The organism is Sphingomonas sp. (assembly GCF_023266535.1).
Taxonomy (GTDB): Bacteria; Pseudomonadota; Alphaproteobacteria; order Sphingomonadales; family Sphingomonadaceae; genus Sphingomicrobium.
On record NZ_JAHFPY010000044.1, the window covers coordinates 1 to 22,773 of the forward strand.

The window sequence follows — 22,773 nt, forward strand, 5'->3', positions numbered from 1 at the left end:
CCCGCCGACCGATCCGGCCGAGCTCGACCCGCCGGCTCCGCTCGATCCGATGCCGGAGCTGGGCGTCGAATGGCCCGACCTCAGCCAGCCGGAGCCGGCACCACTGCCCGAAGTCGAAGGCGTAACCCCGGGGACGGCGGCCGAGGCGACCGAACAGGCCGCCAGCCAGGTCGAGGATGCAGCGGCAGCGCGCAATTATCATTGGTCAATCACCGGCCTCGACGGCCTCGACACGAAGGCGCAAATCCAGACCGGTTTCGACGAGCGGTCGACGCTCAAGGCCGACCGCAAGCGCACGGCCAATGCCGCGCAAATCGACCGGCGCGCGCGGGCTGACGCCGAACTGCTGGCCGAGTTGCTGCGCAGCCAGGGCCATTATGACGCGACGGTCGAACCGGCCATTACCACAGCCGGCAAGGAGCTGCTGGTAAGCCTCACCGCAGTGCCTGGACCGCAATATCACTTCGGCAGCGTCGAGCTCCCCGGCCTCGACCAGGCGGCCGGCGGCGAGGCGGCGCGGCTGCGGGACGCATTTGCGGTCAAGGCGGGCGATCCAGTCATCGCCCAAAAGGTGATCGACGCGGGCGTCGCGCTCCAGGTCGAGCTGGGCGAACGCGGCTTCGCCACCGCCAAGGTCGGCGGGCAGGACATATTGGTCGACCATGAAGCGCAAACCGCGCGGCTGGTGCTGCCGGTAACGCCGGGACCGGTGGCCAAGTTCGGGCAAATCAGCGTGACGGGCGAGCCGGCATTTTCGGCCAAACATGTCCAGATCATGGCCCGGTTCAAACCCGGCGACCGGTTCGAAGCCGACGAGATCGCCGACCTCCGGCGCGCGTTGATCGCCACAAGCCTCATCTCGTCGGTCGAGGTGACCCAAATTCCGCGCGACGAAGGGCGGACGATCGACCTCGCGATCAAGCTGGAGCCAGCGCCGATGCGGACCATCGCCGGCGAACTCGGCTATGGCACCGGCGAAGGCTTCCGGGCCGAAGCCAGCTGGCAGCACCGCAACTTCTTCAATCCCGAAGGCGCGCTGACGGTGCGGGGCGTCGCCGGCACGCAGGAACAGCTCGGCGCAGTCTCGCTCCGCCGCAGCAACTGGTTGCGCCGCGACCAGATACTCAATGCGCAAATCCTGGCGCAGCACATCGATCGCAAGGCGTTTGACGCGAAGACGCTGTCGCTGTCGGCCGGGTTCGAGCGGCAGAGCAACTTCATCTGGCAGAAGAAATGGACCTGGAGCCTTGGCAGCGAACTGGTCCTGTCGGATGAACGCGACACGATCGAGGCGACCGGTGAGCCGAGGCGGCGGACCTTTTTCATCGCCGCGATCCCCGGCACCCTTGGCTATGACGCGACCGACAATCTGCTCGACCCGACCAGGGGTTTCCGGCTGCTTGGCCGATTGAGTCCGGAAGTCAGCTTCCAGGGCGGCACATTTTTCTATGCCCGGACCCAATTCGATGCGAGCGCCTACCATCCGATCTCGGATCGCATCGTTGCCGCAGGCCGGATTCGGCTGGGAACGATTTTGGGCGCGCAGCGCGATGATATCGCCCCGTCCCGCCGCTTCTATTCGGGCGGCGGCGGATCGGTCCGCGGCTATGGCTATCAGCTGCTGGGGCCGCGCGATATTGATGGCGATCCGATCGGCGGGCGCAGCCTCGCCGAGTTCAGCCTGGAGGCTCGCATCCGGCTGAAAGCGTTCGGCGGCAATTTCGGGATCGTGCCGTTTGTCGATGGCGGCACCCTGTCGACCGGGTCCATGCCCAAATTCAGCGACTGGCAGATCGGCGTTGGCCTTGGCGCGCGATATTATTCAAGCTTCGGCCCCATTCGGATCGATGTGGGAACACCGCTCAACCGCAAGTCGGGCGACAGCTCGATCGCGGTGGTCGTCGGCCTGGGGCAGGCCTTCTGATGGTCGAGGCGGCGCTCATCCCCGGCGAAGCGGGCGGCGCGCCGATCGCCGCACCTGCCCGACGGCATTGGGCGCGGCGCCTCGCGATCGAACTGGCGGTGCTTCTGCTGGTGCTGCTGGCGTTGGCGTTCGGCGGCCTCATCCTGCTCGATACTGCCCCCGGTCACCGCTTCATTGTTGACCGCATCGGCCAGGTCGAAACCGCGACGGGCCTCCGCATCCGCGTCGCGCGGATCGAGGGATCGATTTACGGCGAAGCGCGGCTGAAGGGTGTTGCGGTCAGCGATCCGCAGGGCGTGTTCCTGACCAGTCCCGAAATTGACGTCGACTGGGCGCCGGGCGCCTGGCTCTACAACAACCTCCACATCGACAAGATTGAATCGCCGCTGGTGCGGCTGGAACGCCTGCCGAAGCTGAGGAAAACCGGGCGCAAGGGCCCGATCCTGCCCAAGTTCGACATTCATGTCGGCAGCCTCAAGATCGATCGGCTCGAGCTTGCGCGAGGAGTTAGCGGCACCGCTCGGGCAGGAAGCCTCAGCGGTGAAGCCGACATCCGCGCCGGCCGGGCGATGATCGGCCTCAAGCTCGGCATGGTTGATGGCGACAAGCTGGTCGCATTGCTCGACGCCGAGCCCGACCGCAACCGGTTCGACCTCGACGTCCGCGTGGTTGCGCCAGGCGACGGACTGATCCCGGCGCTGGTCGGGCTGAAGCGGCCGATCGACCTTACCATCGCGGGCGACGGCAGCTGGACCAGATGGCGCGGCTCGGCGAAATTGCTGGTCGAGCGGCGTCCGACCGCAATGCTGGTGCTGGGCGTGGACAGCGGCCGCTATCGCCTGAACGGAGAATTGGCGCCGTCGCCATTCCTCAAGGGCAAGCTGCAACGGCTCAGCGCGCCGGTCATCAAGGTCAGCGGCGATGCGACCCTGGCCAGCCGGATACTCGATGGCACGCTGACGCTGGCGACGCCGTCGCTCCATGCCGCCATTGCCGGCAAGTTCGACTTCGCCGAAGGCCGCTACGACAAGGTCGCGCTGGGTGCGGACCTGCTCCGGCCGCCGGCGCTGTTCCCCAATATGACGGGCCGCAATGTCCGGCTGGTGATGACGCTCGACGGACCGCGCGGCAGCGCCGATTTGGCCTATCGCCTGACCAGCCCGCAGGTGGCGTTCGACAAGACGGGTTTCGTCGACGTGCGGGCGGAAGGGCGGGGCAAGCAGTCACCCTGGCCGATGCGCGTGCCGTTGCTGCTCAAGGCTCGCGCGGTGACCGGCGTCGGCGACATGGCCGGCGGAATTCTTGCCAACCCGAGCGTCGAGGGATTCCTGTCGATCGACCCGCATTTCGTGCGCGGCGACAAGCTCCAGCTCCGTAGCGCCAAGCTCAACGGGCTGATCTCGCTGCTGATCGACCTCAAGAACGGTCACTTCGACGTGGCCATCTCGGGAGCGATGAAGCGCTATTTGATCCCCGGGCTCGGGATCGTCGATGTCGAAACCCAGCTGAAGGTCGTGCCGGGTCCGAACAATCATGGCTCGCGGGTCATCGGCAAGGCGCAGGCCTGGGTCAGGCGGCTCGACAATAGCTTCTTCGCCTCGATGACCGGGGGGCTGCCGCGCCTCACGTCCGACCTCGAGCGCGGCAACGACGGCATCCTCCACCTCACCAACCTGCAGCTCTATTCGCCCAAGCTGCGGCTGTCGGGACAGGGCATTCGCCGCAAGGACGGCACGTTCCAGATCGAGGCGCGAGGGGCGCAGTCGCAATATGGGCCGCTGACGATGCGGCTCGACGGACATATCGAGCGGCCCAAGGTCGACCTGACGCTTGAACGGCCGAATGAGGCGCTCGGCGTTCGCGACATGCATTTGTCGCTCGATCCCACGGTGCCGGGCTTTACCTATCGCGCCGACGGCCAGTCGCGGCTGGGTCCATTCACGTCGAACGGTGACATACTGCTGCCCAAGGGCGAACGGGCGACGATCGCCATCGCCGCGCTCAACGTGGCCGGCTCGACCGCCAGTGGATTGCTGCGGTCGGATCCAGGCGGCTTCACCGGCAAGCTGCAATTGGCGAGCGGCCCGCTGAGCGGCTATCTCGATTTTTCACCGGCGGGCAACGACCAGCGGATCGAGACCCATCTCGCCGCCAATAATCTCAGCGTTGCGGGAGAGCCGTCCTTCAGCGTTCGCGGCGGCCGCATGGACGGGACAATCATCCTCGCCGAAGGACAGACGACGCTCGACGGCGTGGTGAGCGCGCGCGGCTTGCTGACCAATGGCATTTCGCTGTCGCGGCTAACCGCCAATGCGCATCTGGTGAACGGCAGCGGCCAGGTCCGCGCGGCGCTGGCCGGGACGCGCGGAACCGCCTTCCAAATGGTCGCGCTGGCAAACGTCACGCCGGACCAAATCAGCGTGACGGGCCGCGGCGAGCTCGACCGCCGGCCGCTGACGCTGGAAAGCGCGGCCGTCCTCACCAAAGTCGCCGGCGGCTGGCAGATTGCACCGACCCGCGTCCGCTTCGGCGGCGGACTGGGCATGCTGTCCGGCAGGACCGGCGACGATCCCGAGTTCCATGCCGACATCCAGGCGCTACCGCTGCAACTGCTCGACCTCGTCTGGCCCAAGGCCGGACTGGGCGGGGTAGCGAGCGGGCGGGTCGACTATCGCTGGGCCGCGCAGCCGTCGGGAAGCGCCAATTTGCGGGTCCGTGGGCTGAGCCGGGCCGGCTTGGTGCTGACCTCGAAGCCGATCGACGTCGGATTGAATGCCGTGCTGGGCCAGGGCCACGCCGCGATGCGGGCGGTCGCGGTCAGCGACGGCAAGACCATCGGCCGGGCCCAGGCGCGGTTCGACCCGCTGGGGCAAGGTCCGATCGTCACCCAGCTGATGAATGCGCCGATGCTGATCCAGATGCGCTACGCCGGGCCGGCGGATACGCTGTGGCGCCTGTCGGGCATCGAAGTGCTGGACCTCAGCGGGCCGGTGGCGATTGGGGCCGACATCAGCGGCCGCCTGGTTGACCCAGCGATTCGCGGCTCGCTCAGGGCTGACGGCGCCCGGCTGGAAAGCGCCGTCACCGGCATGGTGGTCGAGAAAATCCAGGCCCAGGGCCGCTTTGCCGGGCCCAGACTGCTCCTGTCCGGCATCACCGGATCGACTCCCGGAGGCGGGACGGTCGCCGGAAGCGGCACGATCGATTTCACCGGCGGCAAGGCCGGACTCGACCTCAGGTTCGACGCCAATCGGGCGCGGTTGCTCGATCGCGACGACATTGCGGGGACGGTCACCGGTCCGCTGTCGATCAAGTCGAGCGGCGACGGCGGCACGATCAGCGGCAGTGTCCGCCTCAACAACGGCCGCTTCACCCTCGGGCGGGCCAGTGCAGCGGCGTCGGTGCCGCAGCTCAATGTTCGCAATGTCGGGCAGGACGCCGAGGACGTGATCGAGCTTCGCCAGCTGCAGCCGTGGAAGCTCGACATCGACGTTGCCGGCGGCGAGCTCAATGTGCGCGGCCTGGGGATCGACAGCCGCTGGACCACCGATGTCCATGTCGCTGGATCGGTCGATGCGCCGCGCTTGACTGGCAGGGCGGACCTGGTGCGCGGTGATTATGAGTTTGCCGGCCGCAATTTCCGCCTCGACCGGGGCGTGATCAGATTCCGCGGCGAAAGCCCGCCGGATCCGTTGTTGGACATCAAGGCCGAGGCGCAGATGCAGGGGTTGGACGCCAGCATCCTGGTCGGCGGCACGGGATTGAAACCGGAAATCACCTTCGCCTCGGTACCGCAGCTGCCGCAGGATGAGCTGCTGTCGCGGCTGCTGTTCGGCACTTCGATCACCAACCTTTCGGCGCCCGAGGCACTACAGCTGGCATCGGCGGTGGCGGCGCTGCGGTCCGGCTCCGGTAACCTCGACCCGATCAATGCGCTGCGGCGGGCGGTCGGACTCGATCGGTTGAGGATCTTGCCGGCCGATGTCGCGACCGGCCAAAAGACGGCCCTCTCCGCCGGCAAATACATCACCCGCAAGCTGTTCGTCGAAGTGATTACCGATGGCCAGGGCTATTCGGCTACGAGGGCGGAGTATCAGGTCACGCGCTGGCTCTCGATTCTGTCATCGGTCTCGACGATCGGGCGAACCAGTGCCAACGTGCGCGTCAGCAAGGACTATTGAGGGGGAAACCAGGTGAAGAACTGGAACGTCCGCAAGATCATCGTCAGCCGCGAGGACATGCCCGAGCATCATCGCCTGGCCCAGTCGCTATCCTGGCCGCATCTGGTCGCACTGGGGGTCGGCGCGATCGTCGGCACCGGCATTTTGACATTGATCGGCGTTGGCGCCGGAAAAGCCGGCCCGGCGGTCATCCTTTCCTTCGCGATTGCCGGCTTGATCTGCGCCTGCGCCTCGCTCGCTTACGCCGAAGTCGCAACGATGATCCCGGCCTCGGGCAGCGCCTACACCTATAGCTATACGGTGTTCGGCGAGCTGATTGCCTGGATGGTCGGGGTGGCACTGATCCTCGAATATACGCTGGTGGTGAGCGCGGTCGCGGTCGGCTGGTCAGGCTACGCTGCAGGGTTTCTGCAATCGATCGGGATGGGGCTGCCAAGCGCCCTGGTGCAAGGGCCGGAACTGGGCGGGATCATCAACCTGCCAGCCATTTTCATCATCGTCGTGGTGGCGGGATTGCTGATCGCTGGTACCCGCGAGAGCGCGACGCTCAACGCCATTTTGGTGGTGATCAAGCTGCTCGCGCTGGCGATGTTCATCGCCGTTGCCTTGCCCTATTTCGACCCTTCGCATTTCGAGCCATTCATGCCCTACGGCTTCCCGAAAACCGGGGCCGCCGGGTCGGAGGTCGGTGTGATGGCCGCCGCGGCCATCATCTTCTTCGCCTTCTATGGGTTCGACGCCATCGCTACCGCGGCAGAGGAAGCCAAGAACCCGAGCCGCGACCTCGCCATCGGAATTGTCGGGTCGATGGTGCTGTGCGTGATCATCTACATGGCAGTTGCCGCCGCCGCGATCGGGGCGCTGGCGACGACGGCCTTTGCCAACAGCCCGGAACCGCTGGCCCTGATCCTGAGGGAGATCAACCAGCCTTGGGCGGCGAGGGTGCTAGGCGCCTCGGCGGTGATCGCGCTGCCAACCGTCATCCTGGCCTTCTTCTACGGCCAGAGCCGAATCTTCTTCACCGTCGCGCGCGACGGCCTGCTGCCTCAGAGCCTGGCGCGGGTGTCGAGCCGTGGCACACCGGTCAGGATCACCATCTTCACCGCCATCGTCACGTCGGTCTTCGCCGGCCTGATCCCGCTGGCCGAGATCGCGGCTTTGGCCAATGCCGGTACGCTGGCGGCGTTCGTCGCGGTGTGCGCGGCGATGCTGACCATGCGGGTACGTGAGCCGGACCGCGAACGGAAATTCCGCGCACCGGCCGCATGGGTCGTTGGCACCATCGGCATCGCCGGCTGCCTCTACCTGTTCATCAGCCTGCCGCTGAAGACCCAGCAATTCTTCGTTACCGCGCAGATCATCGGGGTGATCCTGTACATGTTTTACGGCAGCAGGGCCGCCGAAAAGGCGAGGGCGGGTGCCTGAGGCAACTGCCGCGCAAAGGGGCAGCCGGCTGAAGAACATCGTCGGCGGGTCGGCGGGCAATCTGGTCGAATGGTTCGACTGGTACGTCTATTCGGCCTTCGCGCTCTACTTCGCGCATAGCTTCTTCCCCGAAGGCGACCAGACCGCACAGCTGCTCCAGACCGCGGCGATCTTCGCGGTCGGCTTCGTCATGCGGCCAATCGGGGCCTGGCTGATGGGCGTTTATGCCGACCACAAGGGCCGCAAGGCAGGACTGACCTTGTCGGTCAGCCTGATGTGCGTCGGATCGCTGATGATCGCGGCCGCCCCGACCTATGCCCAGGTCGGGGTGCTGTCGCCGGCCATCCTGCTCCTTGCCCGGTTGATCCAGGGTCTGAGCCTGGGCGGCGAATATGGGTCTAGCGCAACCTATTTGTCGGAGATCGCCGACCGCGACCGCCGCGGCTTTTGGTCGAGCTTCCAATATGTGACGATCATTGGCGGTAATCTGTGCGCGATTGCCCTGCTGGTCGTCCTGCAGTTGCTGCTCGGTGACCAGGCGATGCAGGATTGGGGCTGGCGGATCGGCTTCGCGGCGGGTGCGGCGCTCGCGGTGGTTGCCTTCTTCATCCGGCGGCGGCTCGACGAGACGTTGAGCTTCGAGAATGTCGCTGCCCGGGCCGACCGCCGCCGTTCGACCGTCGGCAATCTGTTCCGCGATCATCCCAAGGAAGCGTTCCTGGTGATGGCGCTGACCGCGGGCGGTACCGCGGCCTTCTATGCCTACTCGATCTATCCGCTGAAGTTCCTCGTCAACACCAGCGGGTTCGACCGAACGACAGCGTCGCGGATCATGACGATTGCGCTGGCCTGCATGCTGATCATCCAGCCGCTTGCCGGCCGATTGTCCGACAAGGTCGGGCGGAGGCCGCTGATGATCTTCTTCGGCGTGACCGCGACGATCTTCACCTATCCGATATTTGTCACGCTGGAGCATACGCGGGACAGCTTGACCGCGTTCGCGCTGGTCATGGCGGCGTTGGTGATGGTGACCGGCTACAGCTCGATCAACGCGATCATCAAGGCAGAGTTGTTTCCGGCGGACATCCGCGCGCTGGGTGTCGCATTGCCCTTTGCGATCGCCAATGTGATTTTCGGCGGGACGGCTGAATATGTCGCCTTATGGCTAAAAGGGATCGGGCATGAGCGCTGGTTCTACATGTACATCTCGGCGCTCGCCGCAATGTCGCTGATCGCTTACGTTCGGATGCGGGAAACGAGGACGAGCAGCCAGATACTCGAAGACTAGCGGATTAGCGCTTGAGGAAGCCCTCGAGGTCGTCGCGCAGATCGTCGATTGACTGGCGATTCCAGCCCTCGGCCCAGGGATTGTCCTGGTCGGCCGTAGCCTGCGTCGGACCGGGACGGATCAACATCGACGGCGTCACGACCGGCCTGGACTTGCCCAGCACCCGAAGGTCGAACTTGTCCTTGAACTTGAGGCCGATCTTGTCGCCGAAAGTCCAGCTGACGGTGGCGAAATGCTGTCCGGCGTCGTCGAGGTCGAGATAGATTTCGGCGCCGAGCGGATAGACGTATGGAGCTTCGATCAGCGCGCCATTTTCCGAGATGTTGCGCAGGCGCACCTTCTCGCTGTCATGGTTGTAGAAGACCTGACCCATCCACACGAGCGGATGCCGGCGCTCGGCCCGCCGGCTGTTGGCAACGTCGTCATCCACCTTTGCGGCGGGCGCGGCCTTGATCGGCATTTCATCCCGCTTGGCGGTCGTAAGCTTCACGTCGCCGAAGCTGCGGCGAATGACGTCGAGCAGCAGCTTGTCGCGCGTTTCGGCGTCGCATTCGATCTTGGTCTCATGAGCGAATTCGAGCCCGACGCGGTCGTCGCGCAGCCAGCGGACCGCGCATTCGATTTCCGAATCCTCGGCGAAAATCAGGTCGACGCGCTCCCACAGGCGCGGCGAGAATTCGGCGCGGATCATCGCTCCGCCGCCGGACAGGTTGATCAGGTCGGCCTGATATTCCTGGCCCTCGAAGCGAACAGTGATCGTTTCCTGCTCGAGCCGATGGCGATCGTCGTCGCGGTGATTTTGCGAGCGCTCCTCACCGCGCGGCACGTCGACCGACGACAGATCGTCTTCGACGGCACCGCGCTTGCTCTTCTGCGGGACGACAGGGTCGCCCTTCAGGCCCTTCCCGGTCAGGATGGCCTTACGAAAACTGTTCATGGAAACGACCTCACACGCCATGCGTCGGCTTTTTGGCGTGGAAAGGGTTACGATCCGGTAACTTTCGTCGGAAAATTAATCCAAAAAATTGCCATACTTTAAGTCAGTTGCGAAACGAAGTATCAGGAGACGCGCGGGAATGGCCAGTGACGCCCGGGCCCGGGGGGCGCCTAATGGAGATGCAGCAAGTCCGATATTACGTTGCGCTCGCGGAGACGCTGAATTTCACGCGTGCCGCCGAGCAATGCAATGTCAGCCAGCCTGCGCTGACCCGCGCGATCCAGATGCTTGAGTATGAGCTCGGCGGGCCGCTGATCCGGCGCGAGGGAAGGCATTCCCATCTGACCGAGCTGGGTCAGAAGATGCTCCCGCTGCTCCGGCAATGCTACGACAGCGCAATTTCAGCCAAGACCCTCGCGACCAACATCAAGAAGGGAGAGGATTGCTGTCTTTCGTTGGGCATCGCTCACACCTTGGATGTTGCGCTGCTGATCGAACCACTTAGCGAGGTGTTCCGCCGCTTTCCGGACATGCAGCTCAAGCTTCGCAGGGGGCGAGCCGAAGAAATCTTCGAAATGCTCAAATCCGGGGAGATTGAGCTGGCGATCTGCGGCCCGTTCCGCGAGCAATGGGACCGATTGGACGCCTTTCCAATGTTTACGGAAGCTTTTGACCTGCTGGTCAGTACCGACCGTGAGCGAGCGAGCGACGAAAACTCCGAAGACCTGCCTTCGGGCGAGCGGTTCCTGTTTCATCGCGGGGTGGACACGGGTGAAGAGGACGAGTGCCAGCTGGCCGAGGCGGGAATCGATCCGGCGAAGGCTCACCAGGTTGATTCGGCCCGGGACCTCGAAGCGCTGGTCCTGGCAAGGATCGGCGTCGGCCTGGCGCCGTCGAGCATGATACAATCGGCGGCGTTGCAGCATTTGCCGTGCAGCAAGCTCAATCTCAAACGTACCATTGCGATCTACGCAGTCGCGGGACGGCGTCGGCCAGCCGAAGTTGCGGCGTTCCTTGCGCTGATGCGATGCGCCGACTGGTCCGCGCTAGAGCGAGCCGCCTAGGCGGCTGCCCGGGCGGCCGCGACAATATCGGCCAGTTCCATCCTTCGGCGATAATCGGCGTCGATGTGCGATGCGATTATCCGTCCATCGGTGCCGACCACGAAGACACCGGGTATGGGGAGCACCCAACCGCCCACTCCCTGATAGCGCGGGACGTCCCAGCCTGCCGCGGCGATCAGGGAAGCCATGCTGTCGTCAACGACGATGCTCAGGCCCAGCGAAACCGCATAGCCAAATCCCACGTCGGTAAGCAGCGGGAAGCGAGCTCCCGATTCAGTTTTGAGCAGCTTGGTGAACTGCGTGCGCTCGGCCGATATGGCGATAATCTGGGCCGGCTCGATCTCGTCCTGAATTTCGGCGAGGCCGCAAATGCTGAGGCGGCAATAGGGACACCAATGACCGCGATGGAACACGATCACCTGCGGCGCTTCGGCCAGCTTTTCACCAAGACTCACCAGATGGCCGTTCTCGTCCGGCAACAGGAAGTCCGGCATGATTTCGCCCGGCTTGGGCGCGCCAGTCCCAGCGCCGGCATCTTGCAGGCGAGCAACAAAGCGGTCGACGGCCTCGGCAAATTCCGTGCTGAGTCCGCGCACGGTGTTGGCAATGAGTTGAAGGCGCTCGGCCAAAGGAGCGTCGAGCGCGCGCGCCTTTTCAAACGCAAGCTCCAGTTCCGTGGCAAGCGACGTCTGCAGCACTATTGCCTCCGATTTACCCTTTTACCACCAGCGCCGGGCTCCTGCCAGCAGAAGCGTGGCGTCACTCACGCCGGGACAATTGGGCTGCCCGACCGGGTCGATTTGACGACAATGATCAAGGCCATCGTCGCGACCATCGCAGCGTAGGCGAGGATGAAGCTTGGCAAGACGAGCGGCAAGCCGACCAGCAGCATGGTGTCGTTGCCGCCCGGTACCAGCGTCGCGCCCACACCCATTAACATGCCGGCGGCGAGGCAGCGCACCCAGCGATGGACGCCCCCGGGGTGCGGCCGAAATAGGCCGGCGCTGAGCGCCCCGGCGACGGCGCCGAGGATGAAGACCAACGTCATCAAACTGCGCCATGCCAGTGACATGCCGGTTGATCCGGCCAGGTCCATCAGCAGGTTGGTGTAGGGCCAGCCGGGCGAAAGGATCAGCAGCGCGCCATTGATGAGGCCGATCAAAAGCAATGCCGAGAGTGGGTTCCAGTCCTTGCCATTGGCATCGGACGGCGCATGGTGGCCAGCGACGATCCAGATCAGCCCGACCACGGCCAGGCTGCCGGCCAGCACCGAAGCCGCGGGCAGGCCGAGGAGCGGGGAGGCGAGATTTGTCACCGGGGATCGGATCCCCAGCTTCGACGCCAGCGCGAAACCAGCCAGGATTCCCACCAAAGTGCCGAGCCGGGCCGCATCGCCGCGCCCCAGCCGGGCCACTGTTCCGAAGGCGCAGGCGCCGTTGAGCAGGGCTCCGCACCCAAAGATCGCGCCGCCAATCATTGGAGGGACCAGCACACTGGCGCTGCGATATCGAGAGAAGACGTCGTGGCCCAGTGTGGACCAGGCGGCCATTACCGCCAGGGCCACGGCGCCGGCCATGAAGAAGCCGAGGAAGCGCTCGGGCCGGCGTTCAGCCACCAGCTGTGTGACGCCGGCTACCGCGCAGGTGCTGCCGCGCTGGACGGCATATCCGGCGGCAAACGCGAGGATCAGAATGAGGCCCGCCACCCCGCTACTCTAGCATGGGAGCGGGCCCCGGAAAATTGCGCTGCTTTAGGCGCTATAATACATGTCGAACTCGACCGGCGACGGCGTGGTCTCCCACCGCATCACTTCTTCCCACTTGAGTTCGATATAGGCGTCGATCTGGTCGGCGGTGAAGACGTCGCCTTTCAGCAGGAAGTCCATGTCATTGCTGAGCGCGCCCAGCGCCTCGCGCAACGATCCGCACACCGTGGGCACATTGACCAGCTCGGCCGGCGGCAGGTCGTAGAGGTTCTTGTCCATCGCCTCGCCCGGATGAATCCGGTTCTGGATGCCGTCGAGGCCGGCCATCAGCAGCGCCGCATAGGCGAGGTAGGGATTGGCCATGGCGTCCGGGAAGCGGAACTCGACCCGCTTGGCCTTCTCGCCCGCGCCATAGGGAATGCGGCAGGAGGCGGAGCGGTTGCGGCTCGAATAAGCCAGCAGCACCGGCGCCTCGAAGCCCGGCACGAGCCGCTTGTAGCTGTTGGTGGTCGGGTTGGTGAACGCATTGAGCGCCCGGGCGTGCTTGATCACCCCGCCGATGAAGTAGAGCGCCATTTCGCTGAGGCCGGCATAGCCGTTGCCGGCGAACAGCGGCTTGCCGCCTTTCCAGATCGACATGTGGGTGTGCATGCCACTGCCATTATCCTGGGCGATCGGCTTGGGCATGAATGTCGCCGTCTTGCCGTAGGCGTGGGCGACCATGTGCACGACATATTTGTAGACCTGCATGCGGTCGGCGGTCTCGACCAGCTTGCCATAGGTCAGGCCGAGCTCATGCTGGGCGGCGGCGACCTCATGGTGGTGCTTGTCGCACGGCAAGCCCATTTCGATCATGGTCGAGACCATCTCGCCGCGGATGTCGACGGCGCTGTCGACCGGTGCGACCGGGAAATAACCGCCCTTGGCGCGCGGGCGATGGGCGAGGTTGCCGCCCTCATATTTGGTGCCGGTGTTGGTCGGCAGCTCGATATCGTCGATGGCGAAGCCGCTCGAGGCATAGCCGTCCTCGAAGCGGACATCGTCGAACATGAAGAATTCGGCCTCGGGCCCGACGAACACCGTGTCGCCGACGCCGGTTGCATTCAAATAAGCTTCGGCGCGGGTCGCAGTGGAACGCGGGTCACGGGCGTAAAGCTCGCCGGTCGACGGCTCGACCACGTTGCACACCAGGATCAGCATCGGGGTGGCCGCGAACGGGTCGACATAGGTGGCGTCGAGATCCGGCATGAGGATCATGTCGCTCTCGTTGATCGCCTTCCATCCGGCGATCGACGAACCGTCGAACATGAAGCCGTCGGTCAGCATGTCCTCGTCGATGACCGAGGCGACCATCGTCAGATGCTGCCACTTGCCCTTGGGATCGGTGAACCGCAGATCGACATATTCGATCTCATTCTCTTCGATCTGCTTCAAAATCTTCGCCGCGGCATTCGCCATGATGGGCCTCGCTGAAAATGTGAGAATCGACCACGGCCGGGGCCGGGGACCATGATTCACCGATTCCAGCGCGGCGCGACGGAGTCACGACCGCCGTGAACTTTTCACCGGTTTGGGGTCAAAAAGCCCGTCGTTGCGCGGCGACGAGCATCCTGAGGAGCATGGCGACCGGGCGGGGGACGCCGACCTTGCCTTCCAGCCACAGGCTGACCGCCGAGCGGCTGACGCCGATGGCATTGGCGAGGTCGCTTTGGGTGCGATAGCCGAGGGCGCGCATCAGGCTCTTGAGCTCATCGGGAGCCATCGAGGCGAGGCGGGGATCGTCCATGCTTAACCGGTAGCCTCGATCCTTCCTTGCGTCATCCCGGCCTTGAGCCGGATCCGCCTTTTCTTCGTATCATTCAAAAGGAAGGCAGACCCCGGATCAAGTCCGGGGTGACGAATATCGTCAGATCGCGTCCGGCCCGCGGTCGCCGGTGCGGATCCGGATCGCCTGTTCGACTTCGAGCACGAAAATCTTGCCGTCGCCGATGCGGCCGGTGCGGGCCGCGGCTTCGATCGCCTCGACCGTACGCTCCGCGAGGTCGTCCTCGACCACCACTTCAATCTTCACCTTGGGCAGGAAGTCGACGACATATTCGGCACCGCGGTAGAGCTCGGTATGGCCCTTCTGGCGGCCGAAGCCCTTCACCTCGGTCACGGTAATGCCCGACACGCCAACCTCGTGGAGGGCATCCTTCACATCGTCGAGCTTGAACGGTTTGATGATCGCTTCGATCTTCTTCACGACGCCCGGATTCCCTGTTCGTTTCCAGTGCTCGCCATGCCCCCGGCATGGCTGCGCGCTTCAGCATCTTATGCATAAGCGGGGGCAAAGCGCCATGGCCTGATGCGCCCCTGCGGCGAATGTAACCTTCCCGCCAAACCTCTGCCGCAATTGTCGCGCAGTCGGGCACTCGACATGAAGAAAGCCATCATTCTCTCTGCCGGCCAGGGCTCGCGCCTCGGGCATTTGACCGACGACCGGCCGAAGTGCCTGATCGAGTTCAACGGCCGCACCTTGCTCGACCGGCAGCTCGACGCGCTGGCTGCCAATGGGGTCGAGGAAGCGGTGGTGGTGACCGGATTTCGCGACGACCAGATCGAGGCCGCGCTGAAGCGGCGCGGCGATGCTGGCCCGCGCGTCCGCACCATCTACAATCCCTTCTACAAGGTGGCCGACAACCTCGGCTCGCTGTTCGTCGCCAAGCACGAGATTGTCGGCGATACGCTGGTCTGGAACGGCGACACGCTGGTCAGCGAAGCGCTGATGGCGCGCGTCGTTGGCAATCAGGGCCAGGAAGGCATTTGCGTCACCATCGATCGCAAGGACGGATACGACGAGGACGACATGAAGGTCGTTGTCGATGAGGCGGGCCAATTACATGCGATCGGCAAGCGCCTCGACATGGACCGGGTCAACGCCGAATCGATCGGCCTGCTCGCCTTCCGCGCATCAGGCGCCCAGACCTTCCGGGACGCCATCGAGCGCGCCATTCGCACCAGCGAAGGAACCACCATCTGGTACCTGCGCGTGATCCACCAGATCGCCCAGGAAGGGCCGGTGTGGACGCTCGACATCAACGGCGAGGAATGGGGCGAGGTCGACTTCCCCGAGGACGTCGAGAGCGCCGAAGCGCTGACCGCGCGGTGGGACGAGGCGCGGAAGTCGAAGGCGGCCTGAGCGCGCGCGCCACTATCTCCAAGAAGGTTTCTCGATAATAAGCAACCCCGAGGGGGCAGCATGGTCTTGGGGCGAATTCGGAAGCAGATCGGCCATCAGAATTGGTTTGGCGTCTCGGTCGATCTCGTCATCCTGATTCTCGGCGTGTTCCTAGGTATCCAGGTCAGCAACTGGAACCAGGATCGGCTCGATCGCGCACAGGGCAAGGAATATCGCGACCAGCTCTATCTCGACCTGGAAGCAAACCAGCGCGATTTGGCTTTCCGCGTGCACTACGACGGCCAGTTGCTGGCTCATGCGGAGGCAGCGCTGGCGGCGCTTGACGGGCCCGCCGCTGATCGGCCGGGGGACTTCATCATCTCCGCCTATGAGGCCAGCAATCATATCCCCCAGCCGGTGCGTCGCTCGACTTATGACGAAGTGCAGGCTTCGGGCATGGCAAACTTCATCGGCGACAGGATGCTGAAGGAGCATATTGCCAATTATTACGTCGGCATGGCGACGATGCAGCGCTTGTTCGACAATGTCCCCGCCTATCGCGACATCATCCGTTCCGCGCTTCCCTATGAGGTTCAGACGCAAGTCTTGAAGGACTGTCCGGAAGTCCTTGAAACCGACGAATATGGCAGTGTGACGCCCAAGTTGGCGGACAATTGCAGGTCGACTCTGGATTCACTCCTTGCCCAGCGAGTGGCCGCCCAATTGCGAGCCATTCCCAATCTGCGGCAAGCCCTGAATGCTGTGGCCGTCGATCTAAACCAAAAAATCTGGAACGAGCGCAAGTTGTCGGAGGAAGCCGAGCGACTGAAGCAGCAAATCCGTGCCGCGGCTCAATAGGGCGGCTTGTCGAGGCCCTTCGGGCTCTTCGTGAAGATCTCGTGGCCCGTCTCGGTAATGCCGATCGAATGTTCGAACTGGGCCGACAGCGATCGGTCGCGGGTGACCGCGGTCCAGCCATCCTCGAGCAGCTTCACGTCCGGACGGCCGATGTTGATCATCGGCTCGACGGTGAAGAACATACCGGGTTTCAGTTCCGGCCCGGTGTTGGGCCGGCCGGCATGGATTACTTCCGGGCTGTCGTGGAACAGCCGGCCGAGGCCATGGCCGCAGAAATCGCGAACCACGCCATAGCGGTGCTTTTCGGCATGGACCTGGATGGCATTGGCAACGTCCCCCAGCCGGTTGCCCGGCCTGGCCTGCTCCAGCCCCAGCATCAAGCATTCATAGGTCACGTCGACCAGCTTCCGGGCCTTGATCGGCACGTCGCCGACGAAGAACATGCGGCTGGTGTCGCCATGCCAGCCGTCAAGGATCGGAGTGACGTCGATGTTGACGATGTCGCCGTCCTTCAGGACCTTGTCGCCAGGAATGCCGTGGCAGACGACATGGTTGATCGAGGTGCAGCAGCTCTTGGTGTAGCCGCGATAGCCAAGTGTGGCGGGCACGCCGCCGGCTTCCAGCGTCATCCGCTGGACGATGGCGTCGATCTCGCCGGTCGTCACACCGGGAACAACCTGTGCCACCAACGCGTCGAGGATCTCGGCGGCAAGGCGGCCGGCGCGGCGCATGCCCTCGAAGCCCTCGGCCCCGTGCAGCTTGATCACATGGCTGCGCGGTTCGGCGCGGTCTTCTGGGCCGACTTGGATATATTCCGTCATGCGGACTAGATAATGATTGATCCGCGGATTGTCGAACGGAGGGCATGGATGGCGAATGGGCAATTGGAAGGGGGCTGCGCCTGCGGCGAGGTTCGCTACCGGCTCGAAGGCCAGCCGATGTTCGTCCATTGCTGCCATTGTCGCGACTGCCAGACACAGACCGGCAGCGCGTTCGTTATCAACGCACTCTACGAGAGCGACAAGGTTTCGCCGACCAAGGGTGCGCTTGAGCCCGTTCTGACACCGACCGAGAGCGGGCAGGGTCAGCAGGTGTGGCGCTGCCCCAGCTGCAACGTCGCGCTGTGGAGCAATTATGGCGGTGCGGTTGATAAGGTGCGGTTCGTCCGGGTCGGCACGCTCGACCGGCCGGAAGACATGCCGCCCGATATCCACATCTACACCCGATCGAAGTTGCCGTGGGTCCACTTGCCCGAGGGTGTGCCGGCGGTCGAGGTCTATTATGACAGCAGCCAGCTCTGGCCGGCCGCGAGCCTTGAGCGGCTGAAAGCAGTCTTCGCATGACGGGCGAGGGGCGTATCTGGACCGCGGGTCTTGCGGTGATCGGCGATGAAATCCTGTCCGGCCGGACCCAGGACAAGAATATCGGCCAGGTCGCGACCTGGCTCAACGCCCAGGGCATCAGGCTGGCCGAGGTGCGGGTGGTGCCCGACATCGAGGATCGCATCGTCGAAGCGGTCGACGCGCTGCGCAACCGCTATGACTATTGCTTCACCACCGGCGGCATCGGCCCGACCCACGACGACATCACGGTCGATGCGATCGCCAAGGCGCTGGGCGTCCCGGTAATCATTCATCCGACCGCCCGGGCGATCCTCGAGCGCTACTATGCCGACAAAGGCGGGCTCAACGAGGGGCGCCTCAGGATGGCGCGGGTGCCGGAGGGCGCCGAGCTGATCGAAAACCAGATGTCGGGCGCGCCGGGAATCCGGCTCGGCAACCTGTTCCTGATGGCCGGGGTGCCGCACATCACCGCCGGCATGCTGGATGCGTTGAGCGGCACCTTGGAGGGCGGGAGGCCGCTGGTGTCGGTGACGGTCGGAGCCTTCGCTCCGGAGAGCGAGGTGGCCGAGCTGCTGCGCCAGGCCGAGCAATCGGCCGAGGGTATCTCGATCGGCAGCTATCCCTTCTTCAAGCAGGGCCGCGTCGGGTCCAATTTCGTCGTCCGGTCCGAGGACCAGGGCAAGGCAAGCGCCGTCGCCGACGAGCTGGCCGGCAAGCTGGCCGAACTCGGCTACGAGCCCGTCACCGGCGGGATTTGATCAGCAAGGGGAAGATGATGCGCAGCTGGCCGATAATGATTTGCTTGATGGTGACAGCCGCCGGCGCACAGGGCCAGAGCCAACAACCCACGGCGCCGCCCAGGTGCACGGCCCCGGAGAGCCGCCAGTTCGATTTCTGGATCGGCGAATGGAATGTGACCGATCAAATGACCGGCCAGCATGCCGGTGAAAGCCATATCGAAAAGCTCTACGGCGGATGTGTTCTGCGCGAGAACTGGTCGAGCGACGGCTTTCGCGGCGGCAGCCTGAACACTTGGTGGAAGGGCGACGGGAAATGGCATCAAAGCTGGATGGACCAGGCCGGTGCCTTCCGCCATTTCGTCGGTGGGCTAAGCGGCAAGCAGATGATCATGACCGCGGAACAGCCGGATCCGCGTGACGCCGCCAAGCATATCCTGGTTCGCCTGACGTTCACGCCCAACGCCGACGGCACCGTCAGACAATATAGCGACTTCTCCCGCGACAGCGGGAAGACGTGGCAGTTTCGATACGATTATCTGTACCGGCGGATGGACTAGTCTTCGCGCGGTCAGTCCCGCGTATCGACCCGCGCGACTACCGACATTCCGGGACGGAGCCGGTCGGCCAGCGGCTGACCCGGATCGATGCGGATGCGCACTGAGATCCGCTGCGCGACCTTGACGAAATTGCCGGTCGAATTGTCGGCCTTCAGCACCGCGAATTCGGAGCCCGCGGCGGGCGCCATATTCTCGATATGCCCTTTCAGCCTGGCTCCATCGAGCGCGTCGACGGTGAAGGAGGCCGGTTGGCCGACCGCCATCTTGTGGGTCTGGGCCTCCTTGAAATTGGCCATCACCCACAAGGTCTTGGGCACCAGGAACATCAGCTGCGTGCCGGCGGTGACATATTGGCCGCGCCTTACGCCAACCTCGCTCAGCTGCCCGCTCTCCGGCGCCCGGATGACGGTATGGTCGAGGTCGATTTCGGCCAGCCGGACCTGGGCCTGGGCAGCCTCGACATTGGCGCTTAGTCCTGAACGGCCGACCACCACTGAGCGAACATCCTGGCGGCCAATCTCCCGCGCAGCGCGCGCCTGGCGCAGCTGGGCTTCAGCGGCGTGAAGGGCGGCCAGTTGCGAATCGCGGTCGCGGGACGTGACCCATCCCTTTGCGATCAGCGCGTCGGTGCGCCGCATGTCGGCCTGGACCTTAACCAGCTGGGCCTCGGCATTGGCGATGGCGGCGTCCTCGGCCAGCTCATTGGCTTCCTTGCCGCGCTGGGCCTGGAGGCTGTTGTTGAGCGTCGTCGACTGGGTGAGGACGTTGGCGCGCGCCTGCGCGACGCGGGCATTGTAAATCCGGTCCTCGATCCGGACCAGGACCTGCCCGGCCTGGACGTTCTGGAAATCCTGGACCGGGACCTCGGACACATAGCCCGAGACCTGCGGGCTGATCACCGTGGTCTGGCCGCGCACATAGGCATTGTCGGTCTGCTCGTAGCGGCCTCCGAACGGGGGCAGCTGCCAAGCGTAGAGGATCGTCGCGATCGCGGCGAGGATCAGCAGGACGATCAGCGAACTGGTTATCCGGCTGCGCGTCTGCGGATTCCAGCGATCGGGCGCCGGCGGCTGCTCTTCGATCGGATCGGCCATCGGCGCCGGTTCCGGCGGCGGAGGTGAGACTGCATCGGGGCGTGGCACCGCCGCGGTTCCGCTTTCTGTGACCGACGTCATGCGGGTTTTCCTTCACTCTGATTGGCCGTGGCCATGGCTGCCAGCCGTTGCGCCAGCAGGACGATTGGCGAAATCTCGCCCCGTTGGCGCATTCGTATCTCGATCGTCACGCCCCACAGGAACAGCAGGAAGGCGAGGACGCCGATCACCAGGAATACATCATTATAGGCCAGGACATTGGCCTCGCGCGTGACGTTCCGGCCCAGCAGCACGACGCCCTCCGCGGTTCTCAGGGCCGGGTCGCCAATGACCGTATTTACCTGGTTGGCGCTTCCCGAAAGCCTCGCCGCGTCTGCCGGATTGGTCAGCATGATCTGTTCGACCAGGCTGTGCGAATGGAACTTCTCGCGGATCGTCTGGAACGTCCCGAATATCGCCGTTCCCATCAAACCCCCAAGGTTCTGGGTCGAGCTGAACAGCACGATCCAGCTGATGAAATTCTGCGGGCCGGCGAGCAGCGTGCGGGAGATGCCAATGCCCATCGCCGGACCGACGAACAAAATCGCGCCGAAGCCAACCAGCGCCTGGCTGAGATAGGCATTCTGCGGCCGCGTGAGGTTGGTTGCCCCGGCATCGAGAAAGGCGCCGATGGCGATCAATAGGCAGGCGATCTGGATGAGCCGCGCCGGATATTGCGGCTGGAAGGCGAAGATGGCGGTAGCGAGCCCCGCCAGCGCGGCCAAGGTGACAATGATGTAAAGCATCTGGAACTGGTCGATTCCCATGCCGAGCGAGGTCAAGAGGCCGATCGATCCGAGAGTTTGTTCGGCCAGCAGCATGCGAATGAAAAAGGCAATGATCGCGATGCGGAGGATCACCCACTGTCCCAGCCACCGGGTCTGCAGCAGCGGGTTGGCGCGCCGATGCTCGACGACAATTCCTGCGACAATCAAGACAATCGAGCCGATCAGCGCCCAGCCGATCCAGGGTGTGTCGGTCCACCACAAGGTTCGGCCCAGCCCGAGCGCGGCGCACAGCAGGACAATGCCGGGAAACAGCAGGCCGACGGTGATGAAATCGGTCTTGCAGAAGGATTTGGACCGTTCGCTCGGCGGCAGCGGCAGGAACATCACCGAGGCGAGGGTCAGCAGGGCCAGGCCGAGCTCGAAATAATAGCTCATCCGCCAGTCGCCCCAATAGAGCAGGCTGGGGGCCAGGGCGCGTGCCAGGGGATTGGCCAGCTGCGGGACGCTGATGCCAAGCAGGACCGCATAGAGCCGCTTGGGGCCGGGCATGGCCTGGAACATCATCAGGATGCACAAGGTCGTCAGGCCGGCGCCGGCGATGCCGCTGACCGAGCGCACCAGCAAGGCCGACCAGAAACCATGGACGAACAGGTGGATGAGGGCGGTCAGGACATAGCCGACCAGCACCAGCCGGACGAACAGCGCCAGGCCGAATTGCTGGCGAAATTTCACCAACAGCAGGTTAGCGCAGATGTTGGTCATGACATAGGCGGCCGGAATCCAGGCGGCTTCCTCGGCACTGAGGCCAAGGGTGCCCTGAAAGAAGGCGAGATTGGCGGTGACCAGCGAATTGCCGAGGCCACCAGTGACACCGGCGAGCACACCGATAAGACCATAAGCCCACATGCGCCGCATCGGATGATCAGGATTGTAGGGCGAGCCGGGAATGACCGGCCGCTCATGCGGCTTGAACTGATAGGCCTGCGTCATGCCCGCCGCCTGTTCCTGAACCATTGGGGCCTAATCCAGCCGGTGTCGAATACAAGTCTCTAGATAAGTTGCTATTTGCAACTAAACAAGCCCGGTTGACCTTGGGAGGGAGGGCATGGCAAGCGGCCGCCACATGCCTTCGAGCGGGTATGATGTAATGGTAGCCTGTCAGCTTCCCAAGCTGAACGCGCGGGTTCGATTCCCGCTACCCGCTCCACGCACAGGCCGTCCGGGGGACGGCCGAGCATGGAGCGCACTCGCAAAGCATACGGATGGAGCGCGCGCCAACGTCGCGGCGACATTCAAACAATCAAAGAAAAACGGCGCCGTCCCGAAGGACGACGCCGCATCTTCCGATCGACTTTCGAGCCTACAGGCCGACGGTCACCGTGCCGGTGATGGCGCGGGTCGAAACCGGCGTGAAGCGCGGAGCACTGAAGCCGCTACCTGTGCTGCCGTAGGCGTTGATGGTGGTCGACAGGTTACCGAAGTAGTGCTCGTTGAGCAGGTTGATCACGTTCAGCTGGAAATAGGCCTTGGGGATATCAACGAAGCTCTCGAGGCCGACGCGTGCGTCGAGATCAACCGTCGTGTAGCCCTTGACCTTCACGTCGTTGACGTCGGTCGCGAAGCGCGAGCCAACATGCTTGGCCTGGATGCCCAGCGTTACCGGCTTGATGTTGACTTCGGCGCGGCCACCGAACTGCCACTTCGGCGTTTCGACGACAAACTTGCCCTTG

General features: G+C 64.2%; 19 protein-coding genes, 1 tRNA gene and 1 pseudogene. 11 read left to right on the forward strand and 10 right to left on the reverse strand.

Going from position 1 to position 22,773, the window contains the following annotated elements; genetic code table 11:
* The 4 genes from Q0C64_RS08315 to Q0C64_RS08330 form a co-directional block, all read left to right on the forward strand.
* Positions 1 to 1,924, forward strand: a 1,924-nt coding sequence (locus Q0C64_RS08315; RefSeq protein WP_294122620.1) for a BamA/TamA family outer membrane protein, incomplete at its 5' end; no start/stop codon positions are given.
* On the forward strand, positions 1,924 to 6,105 hold the full coding sequence (locus Q0C64_RS08320; protein ID WP_294122622.1) for a translocation/assembly module TamB domain-containing protein: 4,182 nt from the start codon (positions 1,924 to 1,926) through the stop codon (positions 6,103 to 6,105). The genes Q0C64_RS08315 and Q0C64_RS08320, both read left to right, overlap by 1 nt.
* Positions 6,106 to 6,162: 57 nt before the next feature.
* Complete coding sequence (locus tag Q0C64_RS08325; RefSeq protein WP_294122665.1) at positions 6,163 to 7,530, forward strand: amino acid permease; 1,368 nt, start codon at positions 6,163 to 6,165, stop codon at positions 7,528 to 7,530.
* A complete protein-coding gene (locus Q0C64_RS08330; protein WP_294122624.1) occupies positions 7,523 to 8,818 on the forward strand; it encodes an MFS transporter in 1,296 nt (431 codons plus the stop codon). Before Q0C64_RS08325 ends, Q0C64_RS08330 begins: the two co-directional genes overlap by 8 nt.
* A gap of 4 nt (positions 8,819 to 8,822) precedes the next feature.
* Here Q0C64_RS08330 and Q0C64_RS08335 read toward each other — a convergent pair whose 3' ends face one another.
* Positions 8,823 to 9,755, reverse strand: coding sequence for a PilZ domain-containing protein (locus Q0C64_RS08335; RefSeq protein ID WP_294122626.1), 933 nt, complete (start codon positions 9,753 to 9,755; stop codon positions 8,823 to 8,825).
* Positions 9,756 to 9,787: 32 nt separating this feature from the next.
* Between Q0C64_RS08335 and Q0C64_RS08340 the strand changes: the two genes are divergently transcribed.
* The gene (locus tag Q0C64_RS08340; protein ID WP_294122627.1) at positions 9,788 to 10,819 is read left to right on the forward strand and encodes a LysR family transcriptional regulator; all 1,032 of its coding nucleotides are present in this window, start codon (positions 9,788 to 9,790) and stop codon (positions 10,817 to 10,819) included.
* On the opposite strand, the gene Q0C64_RS08345 is transcribed toward Q0C64_RS08340, so the two are convergent.
* The 5 genes from Q0C64_RS08345 to Q0C64_RS08365 all read right to left on the reverse strand — a co-directional run bounded on the left by Q0C64_RS08345 (position 10,816) and on the right by Q0C64_RS08365 (position 14,769).
* A complete protein-coding gene (locus Q0C64_RS08345) occupies positions 10,816 to 11,517 on the reverse strand; it encodes a peroxiredoxin-like family protein (RefSeq protein ID WP_294122629.1) in 702 nt (233 codons plus the stop codon). The two genes, Q0C64_RS08340 and Q0C64_RS08345, sit on opposite strands and share 4 nt — an antisense overlap.
* A 65-nt stretch (positions 11,518 to 11,582) precedes the next feature.
* On the reverse strand, positions 11,583 to 12,524 hold the full coding sequence (locus tag Q0C64_RS08350; protein WP_294122632.1) for a YeeE/YedE thiosulfate transporter family protein: 942 nt from the start codon (positions 12,522 to 12,524) through the stop codon (positions 11,583 to 11,585).
* A gap of 45 nt (positions 12,525 to 12,569) precedes the next feature.
* On the reverse strand, positions 12,570 to 13,982 hold the full coding sequence (gene glnA, locus Q0C64_RS08355; protein ID WP_294122633.1) for a type I glutamate--ammonia ligase: 1,413 nt from the start codon (positions 13,980 to 13,982) through the stop codon (positions 12,570 to 12,572).
* Between the two features lie 118 nt (positions 13,983 to 14,100).
* Positions 14,101 to 14,310: a helix-turn-helix domain-containing protein gene (locus Q0C64_RS08360; protein WP_294122636.1), complete on the reverse strand. Its 210-nt coding sequence runs from the start codon at positions 14,308 to 14,310 to the stop codon at positions 14,101 to 14,103.
* A gap of 120 nt (positions 14,311 to 14,430) precedes the next feature.
* Positions 14,431 to 14,769, reverse strand: coding sequence for a P-II family nitrogen regulator (locus Q0C64_RS08365; RefSeq protein ID WP_294122637.1), 339 nt, complete (start codon positions 14,767 to 14,769; stop codon positions 14,431 to 14,433).
* A 174-nt stretch (positions 14,770 to 14,943) separates the two neighbouring features.
* Between Q0C64_RS08365 and Q0C64_RS08370 the strand changes: the two genes are divergently transcribed.
* Both Q0C64_RS08370 and Q0C64_RS08375 read left to right on the forward strand, forming a co-directional pair.
* Entirely contained in the window at positions 14,944 to 15,705 is a 762-nt protein-coding gene (locus Q0C64_RS08370; protein WP_294122639.1) for a phosphocholine cytidylyltransferase family protein, read from the forward strand.
* A gap of 66 nt (positions 15,706 to 15,771) precedes the next feature.
* Positions 15,772 to 16,542, forward strand: coding sequence for a hypothetical protein (locus tag Q0C64_RS08375; RefSeq protein WP_294122641.1), 771 nt, complete (start codon positions 15,772 to 15,774; stop codon positions 16,540 to 16,542).
* Here the strand turns inward: Q0C64_RS08375 and map are convergent.
* Positions 16,536 to 17,363, reverse strand: coding sequence for a type I methionyl aminopeptidase (map, locus tag Q0C64_RS08380; protein ID WP_294122643.1), 828 nt, complete (start codon positions 17,361 to 17,363; stop codon positions 16,536 to 16,538). The genes Q0C64_RS08375 and map overlap by 7 nt on opposite strands.
* A 48-nt stretch (positions 17,364 to 17,411) precedes the next feature.
* On the opposite strand from map, the gene Q0C64_RS08385 reads away from it, so the two are divergent.
* Genes Q0C64_RS08385 through Q0C64_RS08395 form a run of 3 tightly spaced genes read left to right on the forward strand, consistent with a single transcriptional unit; the run spans position 17,412 to position 19,182 of the window.
* Positions 17,412 to 17,885: a GFA family protein gene (locus Q0C64_RS08385; RefSeq protein WP_294122645.1), complete on the forward strand. Its 474-nt coding sequence runs from the start codon at positions 17,412 to 17,414 to the stop codon at positions 17,883 to 17,885.
* Positions 17,882 to 18,643, forward strand: a complete 762-nt coding sequence (locus tag Q0C64_RS08390) for a molybdopterin-binding protein (protein ID WP_294122648.1) — start codon at positions 17,882 to 17,884, stop codon at positions 18,641 to 18,643. The genes Q0C64_RS08385 and Q0C64_RS08390 overlap by 4 nt, the downstream gene beginning before the upstream one ends.
* A 47-nt stretch (positions 18,644 to 18,690) precedes the next feature.
* Complete coding sequence (locus Q0C64_RS08395; RefSeq protein ID WP_294122651.1) at positions 18,691 to 19,182, forward strand: hypothetical protein; 492 nt, start codon at positions 18,691 to 18,693, stop codon at positions 19,180 to 19,182.
* Positions 19,183 to 19,193: 11 nt separating this feature from the next.
* Here the strand turns inward: Q0C64_RS08395 and Q0C64_RS08400 are convergent, their stop codons facing one another.
* Both Q0C64_RS08400 and Q0C64_RS08405 read right to left on the reverse strand, forming a co-directional pair.
* Positions 19,194 to 20,357, reverse strand: coding sequence for an HlyD family secretion protein (locus tag Q0C64_RS08400; RefSeq protein ID WP_294122655.1), 1,164 nt, complete (start codon positions 20,355 to 20,357; stop codon positions 19,194 to 19,196).
* A complete protein-coding gene (locus Q0C64_RS08405; protein WP_294122658.1) occupies positions 20,354 to 22,033 on the reverse strand; it encodes an MFS transporter in 1,680 nt (559 codons plus the stop codon). Before Q0C64_RS08405 ends, Q0C64_RS08400 begins: the two co-directional genes overlap by 4 nt.
* 143 nt (positions 22,034 to 22,176) lie before the next feature.
* On the opposite strand from Q0C64_RS08405, the gene Q0C64_RS08410 reads away from it, so the two are divergent.
* A tRNA-Gly gene (locus Q0C64_RS08410) sits at positions 22,177 to 22,250 on the forward strand.
* Positions 22,251 to 22,403: 153 nt separating this feature from the next.
* Here the strand turns inward: Q0C64_RS08410 and Q0C64_RS08415 are convergent.
* Positions 22,404 to 22,773, reverse strand: a pseudogene (locus Q0C64_RS08415) (TonB-dependent receptor); the annotation flags it as partial.